Source organism: Marinactinospora rubrisoli (assembly GCF_042664915.1).
Taxonomy (GTDB): Bacteria; Actinomycetota; Actinomycetes; order Streptosporangiales; family Streptosporangiaceae; genus Marinitenerispora; species Marinitenerispora rubrisoli.
In genome coordinates, this window is record NZ_JBHTBH010000007.1 from 189,950 (window position 1) to 216,068 (window position 26,119).

Genomic DNA, 26,119 nt, shown 5'->3' on the forward strand with positions numbered 1-26,119 from the left:
GTGAGCGTGCCCGCCGAGCCCGGGCCGACACGCCCTGGCCGGTGACGCCGCTGTGGCCGTACGTCGATGCCGACGAGGAATCCGGCGACGGCGGCCGGGCACGGCGCCCGGCCGGACCGGCGCGGTCCGGTGGTGCGCGGCCGCGATTCGCCCCGGCCGACGCGGGGCCCCCGGCCACGGCCGTTCCGTACGCCGATCCGCCACCGACACCGGCGCCGCATGGTGGACCGGAGATGACCGTGGGGCGGCCGACGGACGCCCGACGTGACGCGGTCCGGTCCGACGCCGCTCCGGCCGACCCCGCTCATTCCGCGGGGCCGTGGGCCCGGCCACCGGCCCCGCCGTTCCGGGCCGCGCCCACTGGCGGCGCGCACCCCGCTCCGGGTTCCGGCCGCAGAACTCCGCGCCGTCCGGCGATGCCGGTGTACACCCCTTCGCCGGACGCGCCGCCGAATGGCACCGGCCGCCCCGCCGATCCGGCTTCGGGCGAGCCCGGACCCGGCCATGGCGCGGTTCCCGGTGGTCCGCCATCGTCAGCGGTCACCCCTCCGGGGTACGCCGCCGGCCGGCCACCGCAGGAGGCCACCAGCGCGGAGCACGGTCCGCCGCCACATGGACCTGCCGATCCGGAATCCGCGGGAACGCCGTACGGTGCTGCGGATGCCGGAGAGCCGCCGCACGGACCGGCCGGCACCGGTCACGGTCGGCTGGCGACGGGGCCTGTGGGTTCGGGTGGTGGTGTGCCGCCGCATGAGGCCACCGGTGTCGGCGGTGGTGGTGAGTCGCATGGGTCGGTCGGTTCGGACTCCGGTGTGCCGCAGTACGGACCCGCGACCGGTCACGGTCGGCTGGCGACCGGACCTGTGGGTTCGGGCGGTGGTGTGCCGCCGCATGAGGTAACCGGTGTCGGTGGTGGTGTGTCGCACGGCCCTGCCGGTCCGCAATCCGGCCCGCCGCCGCACGGGCCGACGGGGTCCGGCGGTCCGCCGCAGGGACCGTCCGCGCCCGTTCCGGGCATGCCGTCCCCGGCACACGGACGGCCCCCGTACCCGGTGCGGCGTGGTCCCGTTCCGGGACCTCCGGGCCCGGGAGGATTCGGCCATCCGCCGCACGGCCCGCACTTCACCCAGCCCGGCAGCACCGTGCGGTTCCTGCCGCCGTCGCCCCCCGGGCGGTATGCGCCCGTGTGGCAGCAGGCCCCGCGGGCGGCCCGGCCCGCCCGGCCCGAGCCGGACGTCACCACTGGGCTGCACCGGCCGCACTGGCTGACGGTTCCGCTGCGCGCGGCGGTCGTGGCGCTGGTCTTCCTGGCGATGCCGGGCGTGGTGCTGCTGAACTTCGGCGTGCTGTGGGTTCTGTTCCTCACGCTGTCGGTGGGGTTCGCGGCGGGGGCGTACTCGCTGCTGTCGTGGTGGAACACCACGTTCGGCCTGAACGGCGACCACCTCGTCGTGCACACCGGCCTGGTGCGCCGCCTCTCCCGGGAGATCCCGCTGAGCCGCTTGCAGGCGGTCGACGTCGTGCGCCCGCTGCTCATGCAGGTGCTCGGCCTCGCTGAGCTGCGTGTGGAACTTGCCGGGGGCGACCAGGGCGAGATCCGGCTGCGTTACCTCGGCCGGCGCACCGCCGACCGGCTGCGGGCCAGTCTGCTGGCGCACGCGGCGGGGCTGTCGGGGCGGACCCCCGAGGCGCCCGAGTGGCCGTTCTACCGGCTGCGGTTCGGGTTGTTGCTGGGCGCGCTCGCGTTCCGGATCCCGGTGCTGGCGGCGTTCGTGCTCTTCCTGCTGCTGACCGTGGCCGGCTTCGCGTTCGTCGAACCGGGCGTGCTCGGCGGGATGGTCCCGCTGCTCCTGGGGCTGATGCGCAGCTTCCTCGGACCGCTGTTGCGCTACACCGACTTCTACGCCTCCCTGTCGCCGGACGGGCTCCGGCTGCGCTACGGCGTCTTCCAGGCCCGCATGCAGACGGTGCCCCCCGGGCGGGTGCAGGCGGTACGGATCGTCGAGCCGCTGCTGTGGCGCTCGCTCGGTGTCGTCCGGGTCGAGGCGAACGTGGCCGGGTACGTCGGCGAGCGCCAGATGGACTCCTCCACCCTGCTGCCGGTGGTCCCCCGGCGGCTCGCCTTCTCGCTGGTCGACGAGCTCTTCCCCGGGACGGACGCCACCCGTGTGGCGCTGCATCCGGCCCGGCGGGGGCTGTCCCGCAATGACGCTCTCGGGGTGGACGACAGCGTCGTCGTGACCCGGAGCGGCCTGTTCTGCACCGTCATCGACATCGTGCCGCACGCGCGTACGCAGACCGTGCGGCTGACCGCCGGGCCGCTCGCGCGGCGGCGGGGCGTGGCCGCGGTCGAGGTGGACACACCGCCGGGCCCGGTGCGGGCGCGGGCGGCCGGCCGGGACCTCGCCGAGGCGCGGCGGGTGGTGGACGGTCTCGCGCAGCGCGGGCACGACAGCCGTTCCTCCACGGCCGGGCCGGAGCGGTGGGCCACGAGGAGCGCCCCGCAGGACCGCTGACGCGAACGCGCACCACCGAGCCCTCTGGCGACGGCCACCGGACGTTCCTGGGGCGCGGGCCGCGCGTCGCCGACGTCGCCCTTTCCGGCATCGTGTACCGGCTCGGACGTCCGGCCGGGCCCGCCTGTTCTCCCCACAGCGGCGCAATGCTCCCCACTATCCACCGTTCCGTCCGCAGCGGCGGAGGTAACGCGCGTGTCGTCCCGGACCTGGCGACTCGCGCACAGTGCGAGTCGTGTGACATGTGCCACGCTATGCGGCGTGTGGGGGAGGACGTTCGCCCCGGCAAATCCGACATGCTGGGTGACGTTACGCGCCCGGGCGACTGCGTAGAGTCAAACTCTTTCGTAAAATCGCCCCCAAGAGCCGTTGATGTGTGGCTGAATGGGTATCGAACACGGCGCGTGTTCGCAGCGCCACAGTACGTCAACGGGACGGCGTGACGGCAATCGCTGTCCGGCCGTCCGAGAGGGGAAACGCAGTGCTGAAGAAGACCTTCGCCGCCAGCGCCATCGTCGCCGCCGCTTCCGGCGTGCTCTTCGCGGGTTCGCCGGCCTTCGCCGACGACTGGAACACCTCCGGCAACGGCAGCATCCTGGGCGGCAACCAGATCGGTGTCGACCTCGACGTCCCGATCAACGTGTGCGGCAACGCCATCGCCGTCCTCGGCCAGGCCGGCGCCAACTGCGAGGACTCCAACGCGGTCGCCGCCGAGGTCGACGACAACCACGTCTGGCTGTGGTAGTGAACGGCTCCACGCCTGACTGAGCCGAAGCGCCGGCGCCGCCCCTGAAGGGGCGGCGCCGGCCTCGTGTTGCGGGCCTCCCGCCCCGATGCGGCGTGCGCCGGGCGGAGGCAGGATCGAGGGCACACCGGAGTGGCGCCGACGGGCCGCCGAGTAGGCTGGGGCGCACGACGTCCGGTACCCGGCGTGGACTGGAACGAGGAACATGGAACTGGCGGAAGCGACGCGACAGCGCCCGGCGCGGCTCTCGGTGGGTGTCATCGGGCCGGGCCGGGTCGGCTCGGTGCTGGGGGCCGCCCTGGAGCGGGCCGGGCACTCCGTGGTCGCCGCCGCGGCGGTCTCCGAGGCGTCCCGCGCACGGGTCGCCGAGCGGCTGCCCAACGCGCGGCTCCGGGAGCCCGCCGACGTGGTGGCCGCCGCGGATCTGGTGCTGCTCACCGTTCCCGACGACGCGCTGGAGCCGCTGGTGCGCGGGCTGGTCGAGACCGGCGCGCCCGTGCGCGGCAAGCTGCTGGCGCACGCCAGCGGCCGGCACGGCTACCGCGTGCTCGACCCGGCCACCTCCGCCGGGGCGCTACCGCTCGCACTGCACCCCGTCATGGCGTTCACCGGCCGTCCCGAGGACGCCAGCCGGCTGGCCAGCTGCTCCTTCGGGGTGTCCGCCCCCGAACGGCTGCGGCCCATCGCCGAGGCCCTCGTGGTGGAAATGGGCGCCGAGCCGGTCTGGATCGAGGAGGACCGCCGCGCGCTCTACCACGCGGCGCTGTCCGGCGGGGCCAACCACCTCGTGACCCTGGTCGCCGAGAGCGCGTCCCTGCTCGGCGCGGCCGGGGTGGACGACCCGGCCCGGCTGCTCGGCCCGCTGCTCGGCGCCGCGCTGGACAACGCCCTGCGGCTGGGCATCGAAGGGCTGAGCGGCCCGGTGCTGCGCGGTGACGCGGGTACCGTGGCCGAGCACATCGCCGAACTCCGGACCCACTCGCCCGAGAGTGTGCCCAGCTACGTGGCGCTGGCCCGGCTCACCGCCGACCGCGCGCTCGCGGCCGGGCTGCTGAAGCCGCACGACGCGGAACGGCTGCTGGACGTCCTCCAGGCGTGACCCCCCACGAGCGTCATCAAGGCACCGGAGGCAGGTATGACCGAACCGACCGCATCCGACCCCGCTCCGGCCCCGCCCACCGGCCGGCCGGGACCCGTCGTCGCGCGCACCGTCGAGGAGCTGGACCGGGCGCGGGCCGCACTGGGGGGCCGCCGGACCGCCCTCGTACCGACGATGGGGGCGCTGCACAGCGGGCACCGACGGCTGATCGCGACCGCACGTGAGCACGCCGACGCCGTCGTGGTCAGCGTCTTCGTCAACCCGCTGCAGTTCGGGCCGACCGAGGACTTCGACCGCTACCCGCGTCCCTTCGAGGCCGACCTGGCGGTCTGCGCCGACGCCGGTGTCGATGTGGTGTTCGCTCCGGGCGTGGACGTGATGTACCCCGGCCCGCAGATCGTCACGGTGCACCCGGGCGCCATGGGCCAGGTACTGGAAGGGGAGTTCCGGCCGGGCTTCTTCGAAGGGGTGCTCACGGTCGTCAGCAAGCTGTTCCACCTGGTCCGGCCGGACGTCGCGGTGTTCGGGCAGAAGGACGCCCAGCAGCTCGCCGTGGTGCGCCGTATGGTGCGCGACCTGTGCCTGCGGGTCGAGATCGTCGGCGCGGCCACCGTGCGCGACCCCGACGGCCTGGCCACGTCCAGCCGCAACGTCTACCTCAGCCCCGCCGAGCGCCGCAGCGCGCTCGCGCTGTCCCGCGCGCTGCTGGCCGGCGCCGACGCGGCGGTGACCGGCGCGATCGGCATCCTCAGCGCCGCCCGCGAGGTGCTGGACGAGGCCGCGACCGCCACCCCGCCGGTGGCCGTCGACTATCTGTCCCTGGTCGAGCCGACGACGTTCACCGAGGTCTCCGGCGACTACCGGGGCGACGCCGTGCTCGTGGTGGCCGCATGGGTGGGCGAGACCCGCCTGATTGATAACGTCCCGATCAGCCTGTAAAGCTGGGAAACAGCAGGAGAACACCCCGAGAGCCATGAAGCGCTACAACGGGGGAGCAAGGAGAACTCGGTGAGCGACAGCAGCGCGGGTGTACCCGCATTACCCCGGCGGCTGACCGCCCCCGAGCCCGGCTGGACGGTCGAGACCGACGTCGTCATCGTCGGCTCCGGCATCGCCGGCCTCAGCACCGCACTCCGCTACCTTGCGGCCTGCCCCAGCGGGCGCGTCGTGCTCGTCACCAAGGACGAGCTGTCCAACGGCTCCACCCGATGGGCCCAGGGCGGCATCGCCGCCGCGATCGACCCCACCGACACCCCCGTCGCGCACATGGTCGACACCGTGCTGGCCGGAGCCGGCCTGTGCGCGCCGCACGCGGTCCGCCGGCTCGTCACCGACGGCCCCGGCGCGCTGCGCTGGCTGGTCGAGGTGGGCGCCGCCTTCGATCGCACGCCCGAGGGCGAGCTGTCGCTCACCCGGGAGGGCGGCCACCGTGCCTCCCGCATCGCACACGCCGGCGGCGACGCCACCGGGGCCGAGATCGAACGCGCGCTGATCGCCGCGGTCCGGGCCGAACCTCGCGTCGAGATCATCGAGCACGCGCTGACCCTCGACGCGCTGCTGACCGTCGAGAACGGCCGGACCGCCGTTCACGGGGTCACGCTGCACGTGATGGGCGAGGGACAGCGCGATGGCGTGGGAGCCGTGCACGCCCGTGCCGTGGTGCTGGCCACCGGCGGGCTCGGCCAGGTGTTCGCCGCCACCACCAACCCCGCGGTCTCCACCGGCGACGGCCTGGCGCTCGCGTTGCGGGCCGGCGCCGAGGTACAGGACCTGGAGTTCGTGCAGTTCCACCCCACCGTGCTGTGGCTCGGCTCCGGGGCGCGCGGCCAGCAGCCGCTGATCTCCGAGGCCGTGCGCGGTGAGGGCGCGTTCCTTGTGGACGCCGCCGGAGAACGGTTCATGCTCGGCGAGCACGAGCTGGCCGACCTCGCGCCGCGCGACGTGGTGGCCAGCGCGATCGCCCGGGCCATGGCGCGCAACGGCACCGACCACGTCCACCTCGACGCCCGCCACTTCGGCGCCGAGAAGTGGCGGACCCGTTTCCCCACCATCCTCGCGAGCTGCCGCGCGCACGGCATCGACCCGGTCACCGACCTGATCCCGGTCGCCCCGGCGGCCCATTACGCCTCCGGCGGCGTCTGCACCGGACCGGACGGCCAGACCACCCTTCCCGGCCTGTTCGCGGTGGGCGAGGTCGCGTGCACCGGCGTGCACGGCGCCAACCGGCTCGCGTCCAACTCGCTGCTGGAGGCGGTCGTCTACGGCCACCGGATCGCCGACCGCCTCGCCGAGGGAACTCCGGTCCCCGCCCTGTCCGGGGCGGCCGGCCCGCCGGAGGGCGAACACCTCGCGGGCCTGGCGGACCCGGCCATCGTGGGCGAGTTGCGGGCCACCATGTCGCGGCACGTCGGGGTGGTCCGCGACGCCCCCGGCCTGGCCGCGGCCCGCGACCGCCTCGCCGAACTCGCCGTGTCCGACTCCGGGACTCCCGGGGTCGAGGCGTGGGAGGCGACCAACCTGCTGACCGTCGCGCGGGCGCTCGTGGCCGCGGCCGAGGCCCGGCGGGAGAGCCGCGGCGCGCACCGCCGCGCCGATCTCCCCGAGCCCGACCCGGGCTTCCGCCGCCCGATCCGGATCCGGCTGACCGACGAGGTGACCACCGTGCCCACCGACATCGACCGCTCACCCACCCCCGAACTCGCCGCGGAACTCCGCGACGTCGGTGGCGAGCCCGCCCAGCACGTCGAACTCGTGCGCCGGGCCCTGGCGGAGGACCTGTTCGGCGCCACTCCGGAGGACGTCACCACCACGGCGACCATCCCCGCGACGCACACCAGCACCGCCGACATCGTGGCCCGCCGGCCCGGCGTGGTCGCCGGCCTCCCGCTCGCCGAGCTGGTGTTCTGGGAGGTCTCCGAGGGCGTGGTGGCGACCGAGCGCCGGGTGCGCGACGGCGACCGCGTGCGGCCCGGCGACGTGCTCATGACGCTGACCGGGCGCACCCGCGACCTGCTCACCGCCGAACGCACCGCACTGAACCTGCTCACCCACCTCTCCGGGATCGCGACGCACACCCGGCAGTGGGTGGACGCGGTCGCCGGCACCGGCGCCCGCATCCGGGACAGCCGCAAGACCCACCCGGGCCTGCGGGTGCTGGAGAAGTACGCGGTCCGCTGCGGCGGCGGCGTGAACCACCGGGCCGGGCTCAGCGACGCGGCGCTGATCAAGGACAACCACGTGGTCGCCGCCGGCGGGGTCGCCGAGGCGGTGCACCTGGTGCGCCGCGCCCACCCCGGCCTCCCCCTCGAAGTGGAGGTCGACCGGATCGACCAGATCGAGCCGGCCCTGAAGGCGGGTGCGGAGGAACTGCTGCTCGACAACTTCGACGTGGCCGAACTTCGCGAGGCCGTGCGGCTGGTCGCCGGCCGGGCCCGGCTGGAATCCAGCGGCGGACTGACTCTTTCCGTCGCGGCCGACGTGGCGGCCACCGGTGTGGACTATCTTGCCGTTGGCGCTTTGACCCACTCCAGCCCCGCCCTGGACATCGCGCTCGACCTGCGGGACTCGACCTGACCGACCGCCCCGACCATGGATAAGGCACCAGATGCTGCTCGCGCTCGACGTCGGCAACTCCCACACTGTGTTCGGCATCTTCCAGGGGGAGGGCCTGCGTGAGCAGTGGCGGGTCGCCACGGAGGCCCGCCGGACCGCCGACGAGTGGGCGGTGGTGCTGCAGGGCCTGCTCAGCGGCAGCGGCCTGGTGGGGCACCGCGACATCGACGGCATCGCCATGTGCTGCACGGTGCCGCACGTTCAGCACGAGATGCGGGTGATGTTCCGCCGCCACTTCGGTGACGTTCCGGCGGTCATCGTGGAGCCGGGCGTGAAGACCGGGGTGCCGATCCGGATGGACAACCCCAAGGAGGTCGGCAGCGACCGCATCGTCAACGCGCTGGCCGCCGTGCAGCTGTACGGCGGGCCGTGCGTCGTCGTCGACTTCGGCACCGCGACCACCTTCGACGCCGTGAGCCGCCGTGGAGAGTACGTCGGCGGCGCGATCGCGCCGGGCATCGACATCTCGGTCGAGGCACTGTCCCGCCGCGGAGCGCAGCTGCACATGGTCGAGATCTTCCGCCCCCGCTCGGTCATCGCCAAGAACACGACGGAGGCGCTGCGCTCGGGCATCGTCTACGGCTTCGCCGGCCAGGTCGACGGCATCGTGGACCGGATGGCGCAGGAACTCACCGAGAACGTCGACGAGGTCACCGTGGTGGCCACCGGTGGCCTGGCCCCCACGGTGATCGACGAGTGCGAGACCGTCGACGTGCACGAACCGTCCCTGACGCTCATCGGCCTGCGCATGGTCTTCGAGCGCAACGTCACGTGAGCCTCCGCGAGGGGGCCGATGCTCCGGCGCCTCGGTCGTTGTCATGGTGTGACCGGTCCTCGGGAATGGAATGCGCGTCCGCCGGGTACCGCAGATAGGATCGGGCGCGTGAGTGACGTGCTGGACGATTCCTACGACGACCTGCCGGAGCAGATGCGGGTCCGCTACGAGAAACTGGAGCGGCTCCGGGCGAGCGGGGTGGATCCCTACCCCGTCAGCTTCCCCCGGACCACCCTCATCTCGGCGGTGCGCGCGAAACACGGCGACCTCGGGCCGGACGAGAGCACCGGGGAGCGCGTCGGGATCACCGGCCGGGTCATGCTGTACCGCACCGGCGGCAAGCTGTGCTTCGCCACCATCCGCGACGTCTCCGGCGACCTGCAGGTGATGCTGTCGCTGGACAAGCTGGGGGCGGAGTCGCTGGCGGCCTGGAAGAGCGACATCGACCTGGGCGACCAGGTCGGGGTCGAGGGCGAGGTCATCACCTCCCGCCGCGGCGAGTTGTCCATCATGGTGGACTCCTGGCGGCTGACCGCCAAGTGCCTGCGCCCGCTGCCGGAGAAGCACAAGGGGCTCACCGACCCCGAGGCGCGGGTCCGGCAGCGCTACGTGGACCTGATCGTCAACCCCGAGGCGCGCGAGATGGTGCGCCGGCGCGCCGACGCCGTGCGCGCGTTGCGCGGCGTCCTGCAGGAGCGCGGTTTCGTCGAGGTCGAGACCCCGATGCTGCAGCAGGTGCACGGCGGCGCCACGGCGCGGCCGTTCACGACTCACATCAACGCCTACGACCTGGACCTCTACCTGCGCATCGCGCCGGAGCTGTACCTCAAGCGCCTGGTGGTCGGCGGGATCGAGCGGGTCTTCGAGATCAACCGGAACTTCCGCAACGAGGGCGCCGACTCCACGCACAACCCCGAGTTCACGATGCTGGAGTTCTACCAGGCCTACGCCGACTACAACGTCATGGCCGACGTCACCCGGGAGCTGATCCAGGAGGCGACCCGAAGCGTCTTCGGCGACACGGTGGTCCGGCGGGACGGCGTGGAGTACGACCTCGGCGGCGAGTGGCCGCAGGTGACCCTCTTCGGCGCGGTGTCCGCCGCGCTCGGCGAGGAGATCACCCCGCGCACCCCGATCGAGGACGTCCGCAAGCTGGCCGACTCCCGCGAGGTGGAGTGGAACCCGGCGTGGGGGCAGGGCAAGCTGGTCGAGCACCTCTTCGAGGAGCTGGTCGAGCACACCCTCATCCAGCCGACGTTCGTGCGCGACTTCCCGCTGGAGACCAGCCCGCTGACCCGGCAGCACCGCGAGGACCCGCTGCTCACCGAGAAGTGGGACCTCATCGGCTTCGGCATGGAGCTGGGCACCGGCTACTCCGAGCTGGTCGACCCGGTGGAACAGCGCCGTCGGCTGACCGAGCAGTCGCTGCTGGCCGCGGGCGGCGACCCCGAGGCCATGCAGCTGGACGAAGATTTCCTTCGGGCGCTCGAATACGCCATGCCGCCGTCCGGTGGGGTGGGAATGGGCATTGACCGGCTTCTGATGGCGTTCACCGGAAAGAACATCCGGGAAACCATTCTGTTCCCGCTCGTCAAGCCGAGCTAATGCGTGCCGGGCCGTCCTCTCCGAGCTGGGAGGGGACGGCCCAAGATCATCCAAATTGTGGCTGAGGCCACGTTTCAGTGCTGGCCGACCGCGGCCAATGTCGAATCTCCTGGCCAATGGCACTGTCCGGAACGCCAGTTTGAGAATACTCTTTGAATCGTCCCGGCCTGTCTCCCAGCCGCCGCCATGTAGATTATTTACGCAGGTCAGTGGGGTTGTGAAGGGCGCTGTCACCTGCAGTTCGTAACAGAGAACGATCGTTCGACTACTTTCTGTCAATGAATAGACCTTGACGCTGCGTGCCCGTCCGCTTAGCGTTTCGAAGCGAGCGGAGAATTCCGCATGTTTGCCGCAGTGGATCTATATGACGGTGAGTGAGGATGGCTGAGAACGGCTCCGTCGGTTTCGCCCATCCTTTGCCGAGTGCGCCCCCGTGCGATCTGTCCGTCCCAGGTCGCTGTCACTGGGGTGCCGAATCCCTGTCGAGCCTGGATTCACGTTTCCGAGCCAGGGGAACGCGAGCCTTCGGCCCGGGGTTCGGCCCTCCGCCCCCGCGCGTTCGTCACGAGGTCCCCTCCTCCACTCTCCCGAGGTCCCGGCGGCGACGAGTTGATGTTCCGCGCTCACCACGGATGAGGGAGGACGGAGTGGAACAGGCCACACTCGTACGTCACGCGGTCAAGGAGCCCACGGTCTCGCCGGTGCGGGAGGCGCTGGTAGCGGTACCCGCGTCGACCCGGGAGAGTGTCCCGGTCATCGGACCTGACCTGACCGAGGACGAGATCCAGCTGCTGGCGGAGATCGCCACCGGCGTCACCACCGACGTCGCCGCCCGGCGGCTCGAACTCAGTGCCCGCACGCTGCGGCGTCGGTTGCGCTCCATCTGCGACCGCCTCGGGGTCAACACCCCGATCGAAGCGGTGGTGTGGGCCGCCCGGCGGCAGCTGATCTGATCCGGCAGCCGCTCCGCGGCGTTCCGGCGGTAGCCGATCGACAGGGCGTACCGGTCCGACCCCTCCGGGAGGGAACAGGGGGCGACCGGCACGCCCGCGGCGTTTTCCGGCCGGATAGGCTGGTCCGGCCATGTCCGACACGCAGGTCACCGTCCGCCGGGCGCGGACGCACGACGTCTCCCACATCCGCCGGCTCATCGACACGTTCAGCGGCGAGCGGCGTGTGCTCTCCAAGAGCACGGTGAACCTCTACGAGGACATCCAGGAGTTCTGGGTCGCCGAGGCCGACGACGGGGGCCGGCCCACCGTCGTCGGCTGCGGCGCCCTCCACGTCCTCTGGGAGGACCTGGCGGAGGTGCGCACGGTCGCGGTCGATCCGGTCGTGCAGGGCCGCGGAGTCGGTCACCGGCTGGTCGGCAAGCTGCTCGCCACCGCACGCGATCTGGGCGTGCGACGGGTTTTCTGCCTCACCTTCGAAACCGCGTTCTTCGGCCGACTCGGTTTCCAGCCGATCCAGGGGACCCCGGTCTCGCAGCGCGTCTACGAGGAACTGCTCCGGTCCTACGACGAGGGCGTGGCCGAGTTCCTCGGCCTGGAGCGGGTGAAGCCCAACACGCTGGGCAACACCCGCATGTTGCTGCATCTCGACTAGCGCCCGAGGGGCACTCCCTGTCGGACACGGCAGCCGCAGTCGGCGGTCCCTCGGGAGACGCGCGTCGGCTTACAGCAGCCGCAGTTGGCGGTCCTTCGGACGCCGACGCGCGGCCGACTCCTCGTCCACCGGCATCGTCAGGCCCGCGTCGATCGCGTCCAGGAACGGCGACGGCCGCGTCTCCTCCGCCGTGCCGTGCCGGGTGCGCCTGCGGGCGCGGGACAGGTAAAGGCGCTCCTGCGCTCGCGTGATGCCGACGAAGAAGAGGCGGCGCTCCTCGTCCTCGTCGCTGCGGTCCCGGTCGCCGGCCGTGCCCGGGAACCGGAACGGCAGCATCCCGTCCTCACAGCCGAGCAGGAACACGACCGGGTACTCCAGGCCCTTCGCCGCGTGCAGGGTGAGCAGCGCGACCCGGTCAGCGCGCGGGTCCAGGGCGTCCACCTCGGCGCCCAGTGCCAGCGCCGAGAGGAAATCGGGCAGGTCGTCCCCGCAGCGGGCGGCCAGCGGCAGCACCAGCTCTCCGGCGGAGCGCAGGTCCGTGACCAGCTCGGGGTCGCCGGCGTGCCGCTCGGTCAGGAGCGCGACGGCCGCGCGTACCCGCTCGGTGAGCGGTCCTTCGGGGTGGTGCGGCAGCTCGTCGGCCACCAGCCGCACACCCGGGCGCTTCAGCAGCCGGTCGTGCGAACGCTTCTGGAACGGCACCCCGGCGGTGTTGAACGCGCTGATGACCGCCGAGCTCTGCGCGTCCGTCCGGTACAGCACGCAGATGTCGCCGAAGGAGAGGCCGCCGTGGCCGTCTTCGGCGACCCGGCCGCTGTCCAGCGAGTGCCAGGACGTGCCGCCGAGCAGCCGGTCGATGGCGCGGGCCACGAATGACGCCTCGGCGCGTTCGTCGGCCGCCACGTGCACGCCGATCCGCGGCGGGTCGGTGAAGTCGCCCACCGCGCGCAGCGCCCGGCCGGGCACCAGCGAACTCGGCGCGATGGCCTGCACGGCGGCCTGGACGATCGTCGCGTTCGACCGGTAGTTGCGGGTCAGCCGCACGGTCTCGGCGGAGGGAAAGTCCTCGGCGAAACGGAGGAAGAAGCCGACGTCGGCGCCACGGAAGCCGTAGATGGCCTGGTCCGGGTCGCCGATCGCGGTGATGTTTCCGTCCGCGGCGGTGAGCAGCCGCAGCAGGGCGTACTGCGTCTCGTCGACGTCCTGGTACTCGTCCACGCTGATCCACCGCCACCGCTCGCGGTAGTGACGCGCGAGGTCCGGGTCGGCGCCGAGCAGCCGCACCGGCAAGGTCAGCAGGTCGCCGAAGTCGACGAGGTCGTGATCGCGCAGCCGCTTCTCGAAGTCGCGCAGCGCGGGGTCGTCCGGGCCGTCGGCCGCCGTGGCGGCCGAGTCGCGCCGCGCCAGCAGCCGGCGCGCCTCGGCGTCGGAGCCGGCCACCTCGACCGCGATCTCGGCGCGGCGGGTCTCGTCGGCGATCTGGAAGCGCTCGGTGAGCCCGGCCCTGCCGTGCTGCTCGCGGAGGATCCGCGCGCCGAGGCCGTGGAAGGTGGTGACGGTCATCCGGCCGGCGCGCTCGCCCAGCAGCGCGGTCAGCCGCTCCGACAGTTCCTCGGCGGCCCGGCGGGTGAAGGTGATGGCGAGGCAGCTCTCGGGGGCGACACCGCGTTCGGCGACCAGGTGGGCGATCCGGTGCGTCACGGTGCGGGTCTTGCCGGTGCCCGGACCGGCCACGATGAGGAGCGGGCCGCCGGCGCGCTCGGCCGCCGCCCGCTGGTCGGGGTCGAGACCGTCGAGCAGGCCCTGGGGACGGCGCACGTCGCCGTCCGGGGTCTGCGGGAACAGCGTCGGGTCGGCGCTCGTGCCGTCGGCCGTGGCCGACGAGGGTCGGGCGGTGCCCGGATCGGCGGAGGAGCCGGCGGCCGGATCGAGGAGGCCGAGGTCGGCGGCGGCACCGGCGTCGGCGGGACCGCCGGGACCGGCCGGCCGGTCCCGCCTGGTCGCCGGGGTGGCGCCGGTGCCGCGGCGCGTCCGGCGGACGGGCTTCGCCGTCGGGGCGATCTCGTGGTCGTCGAACAGGGTCGGCCCGCCGCCGGCCGACGACAGTTCGCCCGGCTCGAAGAGTTTGATGACTCCGTATTCGCCGTCGTAACCGGCTTCGCGGATGACCGCGCCGCGCCGCAGCCGGGAGATGGCCTCGCCGAGCCGTTCACCGCCGACCCGCGTCACTTCGTCCACCGGCGTCGTCGCGAGGATGTCGAGTTCCGATCCCAGAGCCGCGACCAATCGGGCGACCTCGCCCTGTACGCGCTTGCTCTTGGGGCCCACCGCGAAGATCTCGCCCACGATTTCCGGCAGCGGCACCAGATTGGTGAAATCGGCCGCGCCCGGAACGCGGTAGCCTTCGGCACGGTCGGCGAGTTCGTGCACGCGGTGGAAAACCCCGACGGTCAACGGCTTGCCGCAGACCGGACAGCGGCCCTTGTGCTCGCGAGTGGTGTCCGGGTCGAACCGGACGTCGCACTTGCGGTGCCCGTCGAGGTGGTATTTGCCTTCCTCCGGGAAGAACTCCACCGACCCGCGGAAGCCGTCGCCGGTTTCCAGCGCGCGGCGGATCGCGTAGTAGTCCAGCTCCGTGTCGAACCGGGTCGCCTCGCGGGCCAGCATGGGCGGGGAGTGCGCGTCCGAATTGCTGACGAGTGTGTAGGAATCCAGGGAGGAGACCATCCAGTTCATCGCCGGATCGCTGGACAGACCGGTCTCCACGGCGAAGATGTGGTCGGCGAGGTCGGCGTAGCAGTCGGCGATGGCGTCGAAGCCGGATTTCGACCCCAGCGCGGAGAACCAGGGCGTCCACACGTGGGCGGGGACCAGGTAGGAACCCGGGTCGCTGTTGAGCGTGATCTCCAGCAGGTCGCGGGAATCCAGCCCGAGGATGGGACGCCCGTCCGAGGCGAGATTGCCGATCTTCGCCAAATCCGCCGTGATGGCCTCGGCCGCGGCCATCGTCGGAGCGTACAGCAAATGATGCACCTTTCGGGTGCGCTCCGCCCGCTTGTAGATGGTGGAGATCTCCACGGAGAGCATGAAGCGTGGAAGTTTCCGACAGATCGGGGGGAGCGTCCGCGAGACCCGGTCCTCGATATCCGGCCGCAGCCGGAACAGGCCGGGTTCGGCGGGGACCAGAAGGGTGCGCAGGTCCTCCCGCCACGCGGGGTGAGTGAAATCACCGGTTCCCACGACCGCAATGCCCTTCCGGGCCGCCCACCAGGCCAGGTGCTCAAGGTCGCAATCCCGGCTGCAAGCCCGTGAGTACTTGGAGTGAATATGCAGATCGGCGTGGAACAGCACGACAGGGACCCTCCCCAATGCCCACAGTGACGGGCTTGTCGGCACTTGCGCCGCGGATACGCGGGGGTGCTTGACTCTTCTCCGTTACGATGCCACGATCCCACAACTCGGAGGCTGCTAAGCCGCTAATGCCCGCAAGGTGCGCTGATCCGGTATAGGGGCCGGTAATCTGTGCGCGCCGACCAAGAAGTCGACGGATCTTTGTTCACGCCGGACGTAGCGCCGGAGGCCCCGATCCAGTTCGATATTCTCGTACCACCGTGACGTGCGGCGCCGTCGCGATTGCGCCCCCACGGGGTCCGTGGGTGTCGTTTTCGTCGGCGTGGCGCCCTGTTTAAGGTCGGCCCGCCCAGCGGTGAGACGCGTGGATCCCTTATGGAGCAGGTGATAGCGCGATGACGCTAAAGCCCGTCCGGGTGGCGGGCGAGAACACGATCCCGTGGTGTCTATGATGGCGGTGACGCGTTATACGGGGCCGACACCGGACCCTACGGAGCGTGAGCGTAAGCTGATCTGGGCCCTGACCGGGGTAATTACTGGATAAAGTCACAACAAGGAAGGGGTTTGCGTTCGATGTGGGACGTTTTGTCGGCGCTGATCCCCCCAGCTGTTGTCGCGACGGCCTTCTGCACGTTCATCTACAAGCTGCTCCGCAAGGAGATGGCTCCGAGAACGTCGGACGGGCGGCTGGTCAGCGAGGCTGACACCGCGTCGAGTAGCAGTGCCACCGTCGCCGATTCGGCGACGACGGCCCGAGCCGACGACGTTACGGCGGATGGCGGGGCAAAGACCACGCCGGGTGCTTCCACCGAAGTGTCCGGCGACGGGGCAGGCTCGGACGGCCGCTAACCGGCCGCGATAGGGAATGGGGCATGCCCTCCTCGGCTTATCGGCCGCCGGCCCGCGCCACGCGGGCCGGCGGGTCCCGTATGGCCACGTCTTTTCGACGGTCCCGGAGTGCGGATAGCAGAGACGATTTTTGCCGCGCCGAGAATTGTCTCTCCCGTTCTCCGCGGTATAGCTTTATATTTAGGTGCTAGCGCACCGCTCTGCGAAAGGTCTGTATCCATGGCACAAAAGGTTCAGGTGCTTCTCGTCGATGACCTCGACGGTGGCGAGGCGGAGGAGACGGTCTCGTTCGCGGTCGACGGCGCCACCTACGAGATCGACCTCAGTGAGAAGAACGCCTCCAAGCTTCGTGACGCGCTCGCGCCGTATGTCGACGCCGCCCGCAAGGCTCCGGCCAAGGCCGGGCGCGGCGGCGGCCGCCGCCAGCAGCGCAACGCGCCGAGCCGCGAGCGCAGCGCGGAGATCCGCGCGTGGGCCAAGGCGGCTGGCAAGCAGGTGAACGAGCGGGGCCGCATCCCGGCTTCCATCGTCGCCGAGTACGAGGCCGCGCAGCGCTGACGCGCTGCCGGACGTGCGTTGCCGACGCGCTGCGGCCGGCCCTGCCGGCCTCCTCCGCGGTCCGCGAGGACCCGGTCGCGGCTGCGGCTCCGGGCAGGGACGACGCGGCCACCGGGCACCCGGTGGCCGGGCAGGCGTGTTCGCTTAGAGCACATCGCATCACGAGCAGGCGGCAACGGCCCGTGTTCCCTCTTCACGGAGGGACACGGGCCGTTCGCTTGCGGCGTACTTGGAACACCGAAGGCCCGATTGGTAGTTGGATGAGGGTGAACGCCCTATCGTCGGGGAAAGTCTCTTGCACAGCTTGTGGGAACACCGGCTGTGTGGGATGTGTTTGTCGGGTCGGCCGAACGGCGGACGGCTTGGTGGACGGGTGCGGAAAGCGCCTCTGGGGAGAGGCTTTCCCCAGGGGCCGAGATGCGGAAGAGTGAGGGTCGGAACTTCCGTCCCTGCCTGACCGCTCTGTGAGGAGCGACGAGACATGTTCGAGAGGTTTACCGACCGCGCACGGCGCGTGGTGGTCCTGGCCCAGGAAGAGGCCAGGATGCTCAACCACAACTACATCGGTACGGAGCACATCCTGCTCGGCCTCATCCACGAGGGCGAGGGCGTCGCTGCGAAGGCCCTGGAGAGCCTGGGCATCAGCCTCGAAGCGGTCCGGCAGCAGGTGGAGGAGATCATCGGCCAGGGCCAGCAGGCGCCCTCCGGCCACATCCCCTTCACCCCGCGCGCGAAGAAGGTCCTTGAGCTGTCGCTGCGCGAGGCGCTGCAACTGGGCCACAACTACATCGGTACGGAGCACATCCTGCTCGGTCTCATCCGCGAGGGTGAGGGCGTGGCCGCCCAGGTGCTCGTGAAGCTGGGCGCCGACCTCAACCGCGTGCGCCAGCAGGTCATTCAGCTGCTGCACGGCTACCAGGGCAAGGAGCCGCAGGCCACCGGCGCCTCTTCGGAGTCGACGCCGTCCACGTCCCTGGTGCTCGACCAGTTCGGCCGCAACCTCACGCAGGCGGCCCGGGAGAGCAAGCTCGATCCGGTCATCGGCCGTGACAAGGAGATCGAGCGCGTCATGCAGGTGCTGTCGCGCCGGACCAAGAACAACCCCGTGCTGATCGGTGAGCCCGGCGTCGGTAAGACCGCCGTGGTCGAGGGGCTGGCGCAGAAGATCGTCAAGGGGGAGATCCCCGAGACGCTGAAGGACAAGCAGCTCTACACCCTCGATCTGGGCGCGCTGGTCGCTGGCAGCCGCTACCGCGGTGACTTCGAGGAGCGGCTGAAGAAGGTCCTCAAGGAGATCCGCACCCGCGGCGACATCATCCTGTTCATCGACGAGCTGCACACGCTCGTCGGTGCGGGCGCCGCCGAGGGCGCGATCGACGCGGCCTCCATCCTCAAGCCGATGCTGGCCCGCGGCGAGCTGCAGACCATCGGCGCCACCACGCTGGACGAGTACCGCAAGTACCTGGAGAAGGACGCGGCGCTGGAGCGCCGGTTCCAGCCGATCCAGGTCGACGAGCCGACGATCTCGCACACCATCGAGATCCTCAAGGGGCTGCGGGACCGCTACGAGGCGCACCACCGCGTGTCCATCACCGACAGCGCGCTGGTCGCGGCCGCCCAGCTGGCCGACCGCTACATCAGCGACCGGTTCCTGCCGGACAAGGCCATCGACCTCATCGACGAGGCCGGTTCCCGGATGCGGATCCGCCGCATGACCGCGCCGCCGGACCTGCGCGAGTACGACGAGAAGATCGCCCAGGTGCGCCGCGACAAGGAGTCCGCGATCGACGCGCAGGACTTCGAGAAGGCCGCGTCGCTGCGGGACGACGAGAAGCAGCTGCTCGCGAAGAAGGCCCAGCGCGAGAAGGAGTGGAAGGCCGGCGACATGGACGTCGTCGCCGAGGTCAACGAGGAGCTCATCGCCGAGGTCCTCGCCACGGCCACCGGCATCCCGGTCTTCAAGCTCACCGAGGAGGAGAGCTCCCGGCTGCTCCGCATGGAGGACGAGCTGCACAAGCGGGTCATCGGCCAGGAGGACGCCATCAAGGCGCTCTCCCAGGCGATCCGGCGCACCCGCGCCGGCCTGAAGGACCCCAAGCGTCCCGGCGGGTCGTTCATCTTCGCCGGCCCGTCCGGTGTCGGCAAGACGGAGCTGTCCAAGACGCTGGCCGAGTTCCTGTTCGGTGACGAGGAGGCGCTGATCCAGCTCGACATGAGCGAGTTCATGGAGAAGCACACCGTCTCCCGGCTGTTCGGCTCCCCGCCCGGCTACGTCGGGTACGAGGAGGGCGGCCAGCTCACCGAGAAGGTGCGGCGCAAGCCGTTCTCCGTGGTGCTCTTCGACGAGATCGAGAAGGCGCACAACGACATCTTCAACTCGCTGCTGCAGGTTCTGGAGGAGGGGCGGCTCACCGACGCGCAGGGCCGCAACGTCGACTTCAAGAACACCGTCATCATCATGACGACGAACCTCGGCACGCGGGACATCTCCCGCGGCGTGGCCATGGGCTTCGCCAAGGAGGACGACGTCAAGACGAACTACGACCGGATGAAGGCGAAGGTCGGCGAGGAGCTCAAGCAGCACTTCCGGCCCGAGTTCCTCAACCGGGTGGACGACATCATCGTCTTCCACCAGCTGACCCAGGAGCAGATCATCAGCATCGTGGATCTGATGGTCGACCGCCTGGACGAGCGGCTCAAGGACCGCGACATGGGCCTGGAGCTGCGCCCGGCCGCCAAGCAGGTGCTGGCCGAGCGGGGCTACGACCCGGTCCTGGGCGCCCGCCCGCTGCGCCGGACGATCCAGCGCGAGATCGAGGACCAGCTGTCGGAGAAGATCCTGTACGGCGACCTCAAGGCCGGCCAGATCGTCATCGTCGACGTCGAAGGCGAGGGCACCGACGCGAAGTTCACCTTCCGTGGGGTCCCCAAGCCGGAGTCGGTCCCGGACAGCCCGCAGGTGGAGCAGACCACGGCGAGCAAGAGCGAGTAGTCAGCCAGAACTGACGAGGGGGCGGCCGAACGGCCGCCCCCTTTCGCGTGCCGGGGCCGACCGGTTCCGCCGAATCGCCGCGCGGCGGCGACACGCTCCGTTACGGTTCGGTCATGCGTTCGAATCACCCTGTGTCACACTGGGGCCGTGACGAGGAGGGGAACCGAGGTGGCGGTGATGATCTCCAGCGGTACCGAAGGCGACATGTTCCTTGGACACGAAGGCCCGTGGACCGAGGCGGAGTTCCGCGAGTTGCCCACGGACGGGCCGAGGTTCGAGCTGCTGGACGGGGCGCTGCTCATGAGTCCTAGGCCGGTCCGGCTGCACCAGCGCGTCACCGCCAACCTCCGGGAGCTGCTGCGTTCTCAGGCGCGTGCGCACGGCGGCGAGGCGCTGACCGAGTCCGACGTCCGGCTCGCCCGCGACCGCATCTTCGTCCCCGACGTCGTGGTCTTCCGGGACCAGGACGGCCACAAGGGAGTGAGCGAGGCCGGCCAGGTCCTGCTGGCGGCGGAAGTGGTCTCCCCGGGCAGCCGGCCGCAGGACCGGGTGCTCAAGCCGAACCTGTACGCCGAGGCCGGGATCGCGTACTACCTGCGAGTCGAGCCGGGAGACGATCCCGGGCGGGTCGAGGTGTTCCTGCACGCGCTCACCGGCTCCTGCTACGCCCTGGTGGAGAAGGCGGCCGAGGGGCAGACGTGCCGGCTCGACCTCGGGCTCTTCGCCGTGGAGTTCGATCCGGCGGTGCTGCTGGAGCCGTAGGGCCGATGGGCGGGGTCCCCGCCTCCCTCAGCCGGGCCGGCGCGGCTCAGCGTTCCACGTAGGGGAGCGGGCCGCGGGCGAGTCGTGCCAGTTCCGCAGCGGCGCACCGCAGCGGCCCGATCACCCCGGAAGGGCGTACCGGCCGTCCTCCAGCGGGTCCACCAGCCCGTCGGCGACCAGCGCGTCCAGGGCGCGTTCCCGCTGCACCGGCTCGTCCCACACCGCGTCCAGCGCCGACTTGGGCACCGGGCCGGGGGAGTCCCGCAGCACCGCGAGCAGCCGCCCGCGCACCTGGCGGTCGGTGCCGGCGTAGGTCTGGCCGCGCCGGGGCGGGCCGTCGTGGGCCGGGCGGCCGGCCTGGTGCCAGGCGCACCGGTCGATGATGGGGCAGTCCACGCAGCGCGGGGAGCGAGCGGTGCACACCAGGGCCCCGAGCTCCATGACGGCGACGCCCCAGCGGGCGGCCACCGGCGGTGCCGCCGGCAGCAGGGACTCGGCGAGACGGACCTCGGCCTTCGTCTGCGCCTTGGGCGGGTACTCGATTCCGGTGACCGCGCGGGCGAGCACCCGGCGGACGTTGGTGTCCAGGATCGCGTGCCGCTGGCCGAACGCGAAGCTCGCCACGGCCGCCGCCGTGTACGGGCCGACCCCGGGCAGGGCCAGCAGGTCCGCGTGGGAGTCGGGCACCCGGCCGCCGTGTCGGCTGACGATGGCGCGGGCGCACGCGTGCAGGTTGAGGGCGCGGCGCGGGTAACCGAGCCGGTTCCACATGCGGACCGCCTCGCCGGACGGCTCCGCGGCGAGGTCGGCGGGGGTCGGCCACCGCCGCAGCCACGCCTCCCAGGCGGGCAGCACCCGGACGACCGGCGTCTGCTGGAGCATGATCTCGCTCACCAGGACGCTCCAGGGACCGGCGTCCGGCCGGCGCCACGGCAGGTCGCGGGCGTTCGCCTCGTACCAGGCCAGAACCGCTGTGCTGTAAGGGTTTTCGTTCATTGCCAATCGGTGTCGGTCGGCGGGTTGAGTAGGTGCGTTCCAGGAAAGCCGCGATACTACGGCGCATGGCTGCAAGCACCGGACGCCCAGGACCCGTGAGTCCCGAAACCTACTGGAAGCGGCGTGTCTTCGTGCTGGCCGGGGTACTCGTGGTGGTGGCGCTGATCGCCTACGCCTGCAGCGGATCGTCCTCGGACGACGGCGAGCGGGCGGCCAGCGTCGACAATCCCGGCTCCGAGGCCAGCGCGGCGCCCGACGCATCGTCGAGTCCCAGTATCCCAGCCACTCCACCGGCGGGGGACGGCGAGGACGGCGCGGAGCCGAGCCCGGGCGCCGACGGCCCCGGAGCGCAGGACGGCTCGGGCGACGCCGGGGCGGGCCCGGGCCCGGAGGCGGGCCCGGGGAGCGGTTCCGGCGGCGACGGTGGCGGGGGCGACACCGGATCGGAGGCGCAGACCGTGGCCGCGCCGGAGGAGCCGGGCGACCCCTGCCGCCCGCAGGACGTCGTGGTCACCGTCGAGGCGGACGAGACCGACTACGCCGCCGGTGAGGAGCCCAGGTTCACCATCACGGCGGTCAACACCGGCGCGCAGACCTGCACGGTGGACGTCGGGCGGAAGAACATGGAGCTGCGGATCACCTCGGGCGACGACCGGATCTTCTCCACCGCCGACTGCGTGGAGGGCCGGGAGGCCGACAACGAGCAGCTTCGCCGCGGTGTCCCCGTGACGCGGACGGTGGAGTGGGACCGCACGCGCTCGTGGACCGACTGCCGGGAGGCCGACGTGGACGCGCGGCCGGGCACGTACGTCGCCACCCTGCACAGCGACTACGACGAGGGCGCCGAACCGCAGGTGTTCCGGCTGAACTGACCGGGTGACCCGGCTCCGCCCGGCAGGCCGGGGCCGGGTCACGCGACACCGGTCCGAGCGGGCGGCCGGGGCCGCGAGGGCGGTCAGTCGTCCCGGGTGCCGCGCTGGCGGCGTCTGGCCGGCAGCGCGATCCGGAGCGCCTCGCCCAGGTCGGCCACTCCCACGGCCTCGATGCCCTCGACCGGCTCCTCGCTGTACTCGGGGACGAGGGCTGTGGTGAAGCCGAGCCGCTGGGCCTCGATCAGCCGCCGTTGCACGCCGCTCACCGCGCGGACGTCGCCCGCCAGGCCGACCTCGCCGAGGGCCACCAGGCCGCGCGGCAGCGCGAGGTCGGCGTGTGAGCTGGCCAGCGCCAGGGCGAGCGCGAGGTCCACCGAGGGCTCCTGCAGCCGGACGCCGCCGACCGTGGAGGCGTAGACGTCCGAGGCGCCGATCTTGAGCTGGGCGCGGCGCTCCAGCACCGCCATGAGCATGGCGACCCGCGCGTGGTCGAGGCCGGACGTGGCGCGCCGGGGCTGCGGCAGCGCCGTGGGCGCGACGAGGGCCTGCACCTCCGCGATCAGCGGGCGGCGGCCCTCGACGGTGACGGTGACGCAGGTGCCGGGCACCGGTTCATTCCGGCGGGTGAGGAACAGCCCGCTGGGGTCGGGCAGCCCGATGATGCCGGAGTCGGTGAGCTCGAAGCAGCCGATCTCGTCGGTGGGGCCGTACCGGTTCTTCACCGAGCGCAGCATGCGCAGCCGGGAATGGCGGTCGCCCTCGAACTGCAGCACGACGTCGACCAGGTGCTCCAGCATGCGCGGGCCGGCGATGGAGCCGTCCTTGGTGACGTGGCCGACCAGCACGGTGGCGATGCCCCGTTCCTTGGCCAGCCGGATGAGGGCGCCGGCGACCTCGCGGACCTGCGTGACGCCGCCGGGGACGCCGGGGACGTCGGGCGCGCTCATGGTCTGCACGGAGTCGACGATCAGCAGCCGGGGCGCGACGTCGTCGACGTGGCTGATCAGCGACGCGATGGAGGTCTCGGCGGCCAGGTACAGCTTCGGCGCCAGTGCGCCCAGGCGTTCGGCGCGCAGCCGGACCTGCCCCGCGGACTCCTCACCGGTGACGTAGAGGACCGGGGCGGAGTCGGCGCATAGGGCGGCGACCTCCAGCAGCAGGGTCGACTTGCCCACCCCGGGCTCGCCCGCCAGCAGCAGTACACCGCCGGGGACCAGCCCGCCGCCCAGCACGCGGTCGAGCTCGTCGAGGCCGGAGGGGACCGCGTGGGCGGTCTCGACGTCGATCTCGGCGATGGGGCGGGCCGGTGAGCTGACCTTGGCGGGGGCGATGCCGCCCGGCGCCGCCGCACCGACCTCCTCGACCGTGCCCCATGCCTGGCACTCGCCGCAGCGGCCGACCCATTTCAGGGTGGTCCAGCCGCACTCGGCGCAGCGGAACGTGGTCTTCGCAGCCTTCGCCATGCCTGCACGCTAGCGGTCGCCGGGGACAGGCGGAGCGTCGTGCACAGGGCGCGTCGGCCGGGCCGGTGGCGCGAACGGACCTCGCGGGGCGGCGCGGCGGAGGAGGGGACCGGCGGGTACGGTCCGCAGTCATGGCGGGCGCGGCGCCGCGTCGGTGCCGGGGACCCGGCGCGCGGAACAGGAAGGACGCCGAGAAAGCCGTGGACACCCGGGACAGGACCGCATGATGGCGATTACACTGCGTATGGTTACCGACGCGTCAAGTGTCGGGGCTGGGTTTCGATGGTTTGGCCGCTATCGGCCGCCCGCATTGCCGTGACCGACCCGCAAGGGTGACCTTCGTCTCACCGGTTCGTCCCGCACTCCCCCAGGAGGAACGCGTGCCGTCTCTCTCGACCGTCCGTGCCACCGTCGCCGCCGCTCTCGGGCTCGCCGGTGCGCTGGCCCTCACCGCCGCACCGGCCCACGCGGCCGAGCCCGGGCTCGCCGACCGCTACGTGGCGCTCGGCGACTCCTTCACCGCCGGACCGCTGATCCCCGGCCAGTACGGCAACCCGGTGTTCTGCCTGCGCTCCCGCCAGAACTACCCCAACCTCGTGGCCGAGGCCATCGGGGCCGGGGAGTTCGTCGACGTGAGCTGCTCGGGCGCCACCACCGAGCACATGACCACCCCCCAGTCGCTGGCGCTCGGCACCCGCAACGACCCGCAGTTCGACGCGCTCACCCCCGACACCACGCTGGTGACCGTGGGCATCGGCGGCAACGACTTCGGCTACGGCGAGATCCTCGTCAAGTGCGCCACCCTCAGCGTCACCAACCCCGTGGGCGATCCGTGCCGCCGCCACTACACCGCCGACGGCCGTGACGAACTCGCGGACCGGCTGGACGAGACCGCCGCCAAGGTCGACGGGGTCCTCGCCGGCATCCGGGAACGCAGCCCGAACGCCACCGTGGTGGTCGTCGGCTACCTCCAGGTCCTGCCGGAGAGCACCGGGTGCTGGCCCACCGTCCCGGTCGCGCGGCAGGACGTGGGCTACATCGACCGCGCGCAGACCCAGCTCAACGCGATGCTGGCCAAGGAGGCGGCCGACGCCGGCGCCGTCTTCGTCGACGTCTTCGAGCGGGGACACGACATGTGCGCGGGCAGCGGCGCCAAGTGGGTCGAGGGCATCTTCCCGTCCCAGCCCGCCGCGCCGGTGCACCCCAACGCCGCCGGAATGGCGGCCGTCGGCGAGCGCGTCGTCGCGGCGCTCGGGGGTGGCACCGCCCAGCGGCAGGACATCTGAGGCGGCCCGGCCGCACCTTCGAACGCGCGGCGCCCGGTTCTCCGGGAACCGAACGTTCGCCGCACGGGTCTCACTGGCGACCCGGGACGCATCGAGGGTTCCGGGTCGCGGACCCGCGGGCGCCGGTCCGCGGCGCCCGCACCAGTGAGACGAGGAACCCACGATGCCCAGCCCCGACCATGCGCTGCCGACCCGGACGGTCGGCGGCGCGCCCGCAGTCGGCGCCCTGACCGCCGACGCGCCGTCGCCGAACCCCGCGACACCGGCCGGCCGAGGCCGCCGCGGACTCCGATGAGCCGCCCGACGGCCGGCCGTGCGCTCAGTACTCGCGCCACCAGAGGTTGACGGCGTAGTCCACCTCCAGACCGGCATGCCCCGCGCCGATCTCCGCGGCGAGCGCCGCCGGGAACTCGATCCGCAGCACCGCCTCGAAATCGGCGCGGCTCCGGAACAGCCAGCGCATGGTCAGCGGCTCCCGGCGGAAACCGTGCGCCGCCCAGAACCGCTCGACCGCGTCCGGGTCGTACTGTGGGAGGAAACGGCGGAACCAGCCGCCGAAGGTGCTGCGCGTCGCGTCGTTGTCGATGACGAACGCGACCCCGCCGCGGCGCAGCACCCGCCGCAGCTCGGCGAGCCCCGGTTCGCAGCCGGGCCCGAAGAAGTAGGCCCAGCGGGCGTGGGCCACCTCGACCGAGGCGTCCGGCACCGGAAGCCGCTGGGCGACGCCCTGGTGGACGGTGACGTTGCCGAGTTCGCGCGTCCGCGCGCGGGCCGCGGCGGCGAGCCCGCGGTGCGGCTCGACCCCCGTGACGCGGGCGGCCCGGGCGGCGAACCCGGGCAGATGGAAACCGGTCCCGCACCCGATGTCGAGCACGTGTGCGCCGTCCCAGGCGCGGATGCCGCGCATGGCGGACTCGATGACACCGTCCGGATCCACGGCGGCGTTCTCCAACTCATAAACCTGCGGGTTCCGCCAGATGTTCGGGCTGGGAATCGCCCCCGACAGTGCCGTGTTCACCTCGGCGAGATTAGC

At 72.0% G+C, this 26,119-nt stretch carries 19 protein-coding genes; 15 read left to right on the forward strand and 4 right to left on the reverse strand.

The genetic code is table 11. The annotated features are described in order from the left end of the window. Positions 1-1,016 precede the first annotated feature (1,016 nt). The 9 genes from ACFQRF_RS16115 (at position 1,017) to ACFQRF_RS16155 (ending at position 11,957) form a co-directional block, all read left to right on the forward strand. On the forward strand, positions 1,017-2,516 hold the full coding sequence (locus tag ACFQRF_RS16115) for a PH domain-containing protein (RefSeq protein WP_379871914.1): 1,500 nt from the start codon (positions 1,017-1,019) through the stop codon (positions 2,514-2,516). 481 nt (positions 2,517-2,997) lie between these two features. Continuing rightward, positions 2,998-3,261, forward strand: coding sequence for a chaplin family protein (locus tag ACFQRF_RS16120; protein ID WP_379871915.1), 264 nt, complete (start codon positions 2,998-3,000; stop codon positions 3,259-3,261). A gap of 205 nt (positions 3,262-3,466) precedes the next feature. Continuing rightward, the gene (locus ACFQRF_RS16125) at positions 3,467-4,360 is read left to right on the forward strand and encodes a Rossmann-like and DUF2520 domain-containing protein (protein WP_379871916.1); all 894 of its coding nucleotides are present in this window, start codon (positions 3,467-3,469) and stop codon (positions 4,358-4,360) included. A gap of 36 nt (positions 4,361-4,396) precedes the next feature. After that, a complete protein-coding gene (panC, locus tag ACFQRF_RS16130; protein ID WP_379871917.1) occupies positions 4,397-5,299 on the forward strand; it encodes a pantoate--beta-alanine ligase in 903 nt (300 codons plus the stop codon). Between the two features lie 69 nt (positions 5,300-5,368). Beyond that, positions 5,369-7,933, forward strand: coding sequence for an L-aspartate oxidase (locus tag ACFQRF_RS16135; protein WP_379871918.1), 2,565 nt, complete (start codon positions 5,369-5,371; stop codon positions 7,931-7,933). A 31-nt stretch (positions 7,934-7,964) separates the two neighbouring features. After that, positions 7,965-8,747: a type III pantothenate kinase gene (locus ACFQRF_RS16140; protein ID WP_379871919.1), complete on the forward strand. Its 783-nt coding sequence runs from the start codon at positions 7,965-7,967 to the stop codon at positions 8,745-8,747. A gap of 108 nt (positions 8,748-8,855) precedes the next feature. Further along, a complete protein-coding gene (lysX, locus tag ACFQRF_RS16145) occupies positions 8,856-10,352 on the forward strand; it encodes a bifunctional lysylphosphatidylglycerol synthetase/lysine--tRNA ligase LysX (RefSeq protein WP_379871920.1) in 1,497 nt (498 codons plus the stop codon). A gap of 647 nt (positions 10,353-10,999) precedes the next feature. Beyond that, complete coding sequence (locus ACFQRF_RS16150; protein ID WP_379871921.1) at positions 11,000-11,305, forward strand: LuxR C-terminal-related transcriptional regulator; 306 nt, start codon at positions 11,000-11,002, stop codon at positions 11,303-11,305. 130 nt (positions 11,306-11,435) lie between these two features. Next, the gene (locus ACFQRF_RS16155; RefSeq protein WP_379871922.1) at positions 11,436-11,957 is read left to right on the forward strand and encodes an amino-acid N-acetyltransferase; all 522 of its coding nucleotides are present in this window, start codon (positions 11,436-11,438) and stop codon (positions 11,955-11,957) included. Between the two features lie 69 nt (positions 11,958-12,026). Here the strand turns inward: ACFQRF_RS16155 and ACFQRF_RS16160 are convergent, their stop codons facing one another. Continuing rightward, entirely contained in the window at positions 12,027-15,308 is a 3,282-nt protein-coding gene (locus ACFQRF_RS16160) for a UvrD-helicase domain-containing protein (RefSeq protein ID WP_379871923.1), read from the reverse strand. Between the two features lie 573 nt (positions 15,309-15,881). On the opposite strand from ACFQRF_RS16160, the gene ACFQRF_RS16165 reads away from it, so the two are divergent. The 4 genes from ACFQRF_RS16165 (at position 15,882) to ACFQRF_RS16180 (ending at position 20,469) form a co-directional block, all read left to right on the forward strand. Further along, entirely contained in the window at positions 15,882-16,157 is a 276-nt protein-coding gene (locus tag ACFQRF_RS16165) for a hypothetical protein (RefSeq protein WP_379872093.1), read from the forward strand. Positions 16,158-16,376: 219 nt separating this feature from the next. After that, positions 16,377-16,715, forward strand: a complete 339-nt coding sequence (locus ACFQRF_RS16170; protein WP_379871924.1) for a histone-like nucleoid-structuring protein Lsr2 — start codon at positions 16,377-16,379, stop codon at positions 16,713-16,715. A 481-nt stretch (positions 16,716-17,196) separates the two neighbouring features. Beyond that, entirely contained in the window at positions 17,197-19,707 is a 2,511-nt protein-coding gene (locus ACFQRF_RS16175) for an ATP-dependent Clp protease ATP-binding subunit (protein WP_379871925.1), read from the forward strand. A 147-nt stretch (positions 19,708-19,854) separates the two neighbouring features. Continuing rightward, entirely contained in the window at positions 19,855-20,469 is a 615-nt protein-coding gene (locus ACFQRF_RS16180) for a Uma2 family endonuclease (protein WP_379871926.1), read from the forward strand. Positions 20,470-20,589: 120 nt separating this feature from the next. Here ACFQRF_RS16180 and ACFQRF_RS16185 read toward each other — a convergent pair whose 3' ends face one another. After that, positions 20,590-21,465 (reverse strand): HhH-GPD family protein, encoded by an 876-nt coding sequence (locus tag ACFQRF_RS16185; protein ID WP_379871927.1) that lies wholly within the window; start codon positions 21,463-21,465, stop codon positions 20,590-20,592. A gap of 95 nt (positions 21,466-21,560) precedes the next feature. Here ACFQRF_RS16185 and ACFQRF_RS16190 point away from each other — a divergent pair, with 95 nt between their 5' ends. Next, positions 21,561-22,337 carry a hypothetical protein gene (locus ACFQRF_RS16190; RefSeq protein ID WP_379871928.1) on the forward strand — a complete coding sequence of 259 codons (777 nt, stop codon included), beginning with the start codon at positions 21,561-21,563 and terminating at the stop codon, positions 22,335-22,337. Positions 22,338-22,420: 83 nt separating this feature from the next. Here ACFQRF_RS16190 and radA read toward each other — a convergent pair whose 3' ends face one another. Then, entirely contained in the window at positions 22,421-23,800 is a 1,380-nt protein-coding gene (gene radA, locus ACFQRF_RS16195; protein WP_379871929.1) for a DNA repair protein RadA, read from the reverse strand. A 380-nt stretch (positions 23,801-24,180) separates the two neighbouring features. Between radA and ACFQRF_RS16200 the strand changes: the two genes are divergently transcribed. Further along, positions 24,181-25,086 (forward strand): SGNH/GDSL hydrolase family protein, encoded by a 906-nt coding sequence (locus tag ACFQRF_RS16200; RefSeq protein ID WP_379871930.1) that lies wholly within the window; start codon positions 24,181-24,183, stop codon positions 25,084-25,086. Between the two features lie 319 nt (positions 25,087-25,405). Here ACFQRF_RS16200 and ACFQRF_RS16205 read toward each other — a convergent pair whose 3' ends face one another. Beyond that, positions 25,406-26,023 (reverse strand): class I SAM-dependent methyltransferase, encoded by a 618-nt coding sequence (locus tag ACFQRF_RS16205; RefSeq protein WP_379872094.1) that lies wholly within the window; start codon positions 26,021-26,023, stop codon positions 25,406-25,408. Between the last annotated feature and the right edge of the window lie 96 nt (positions 26,024-26,119).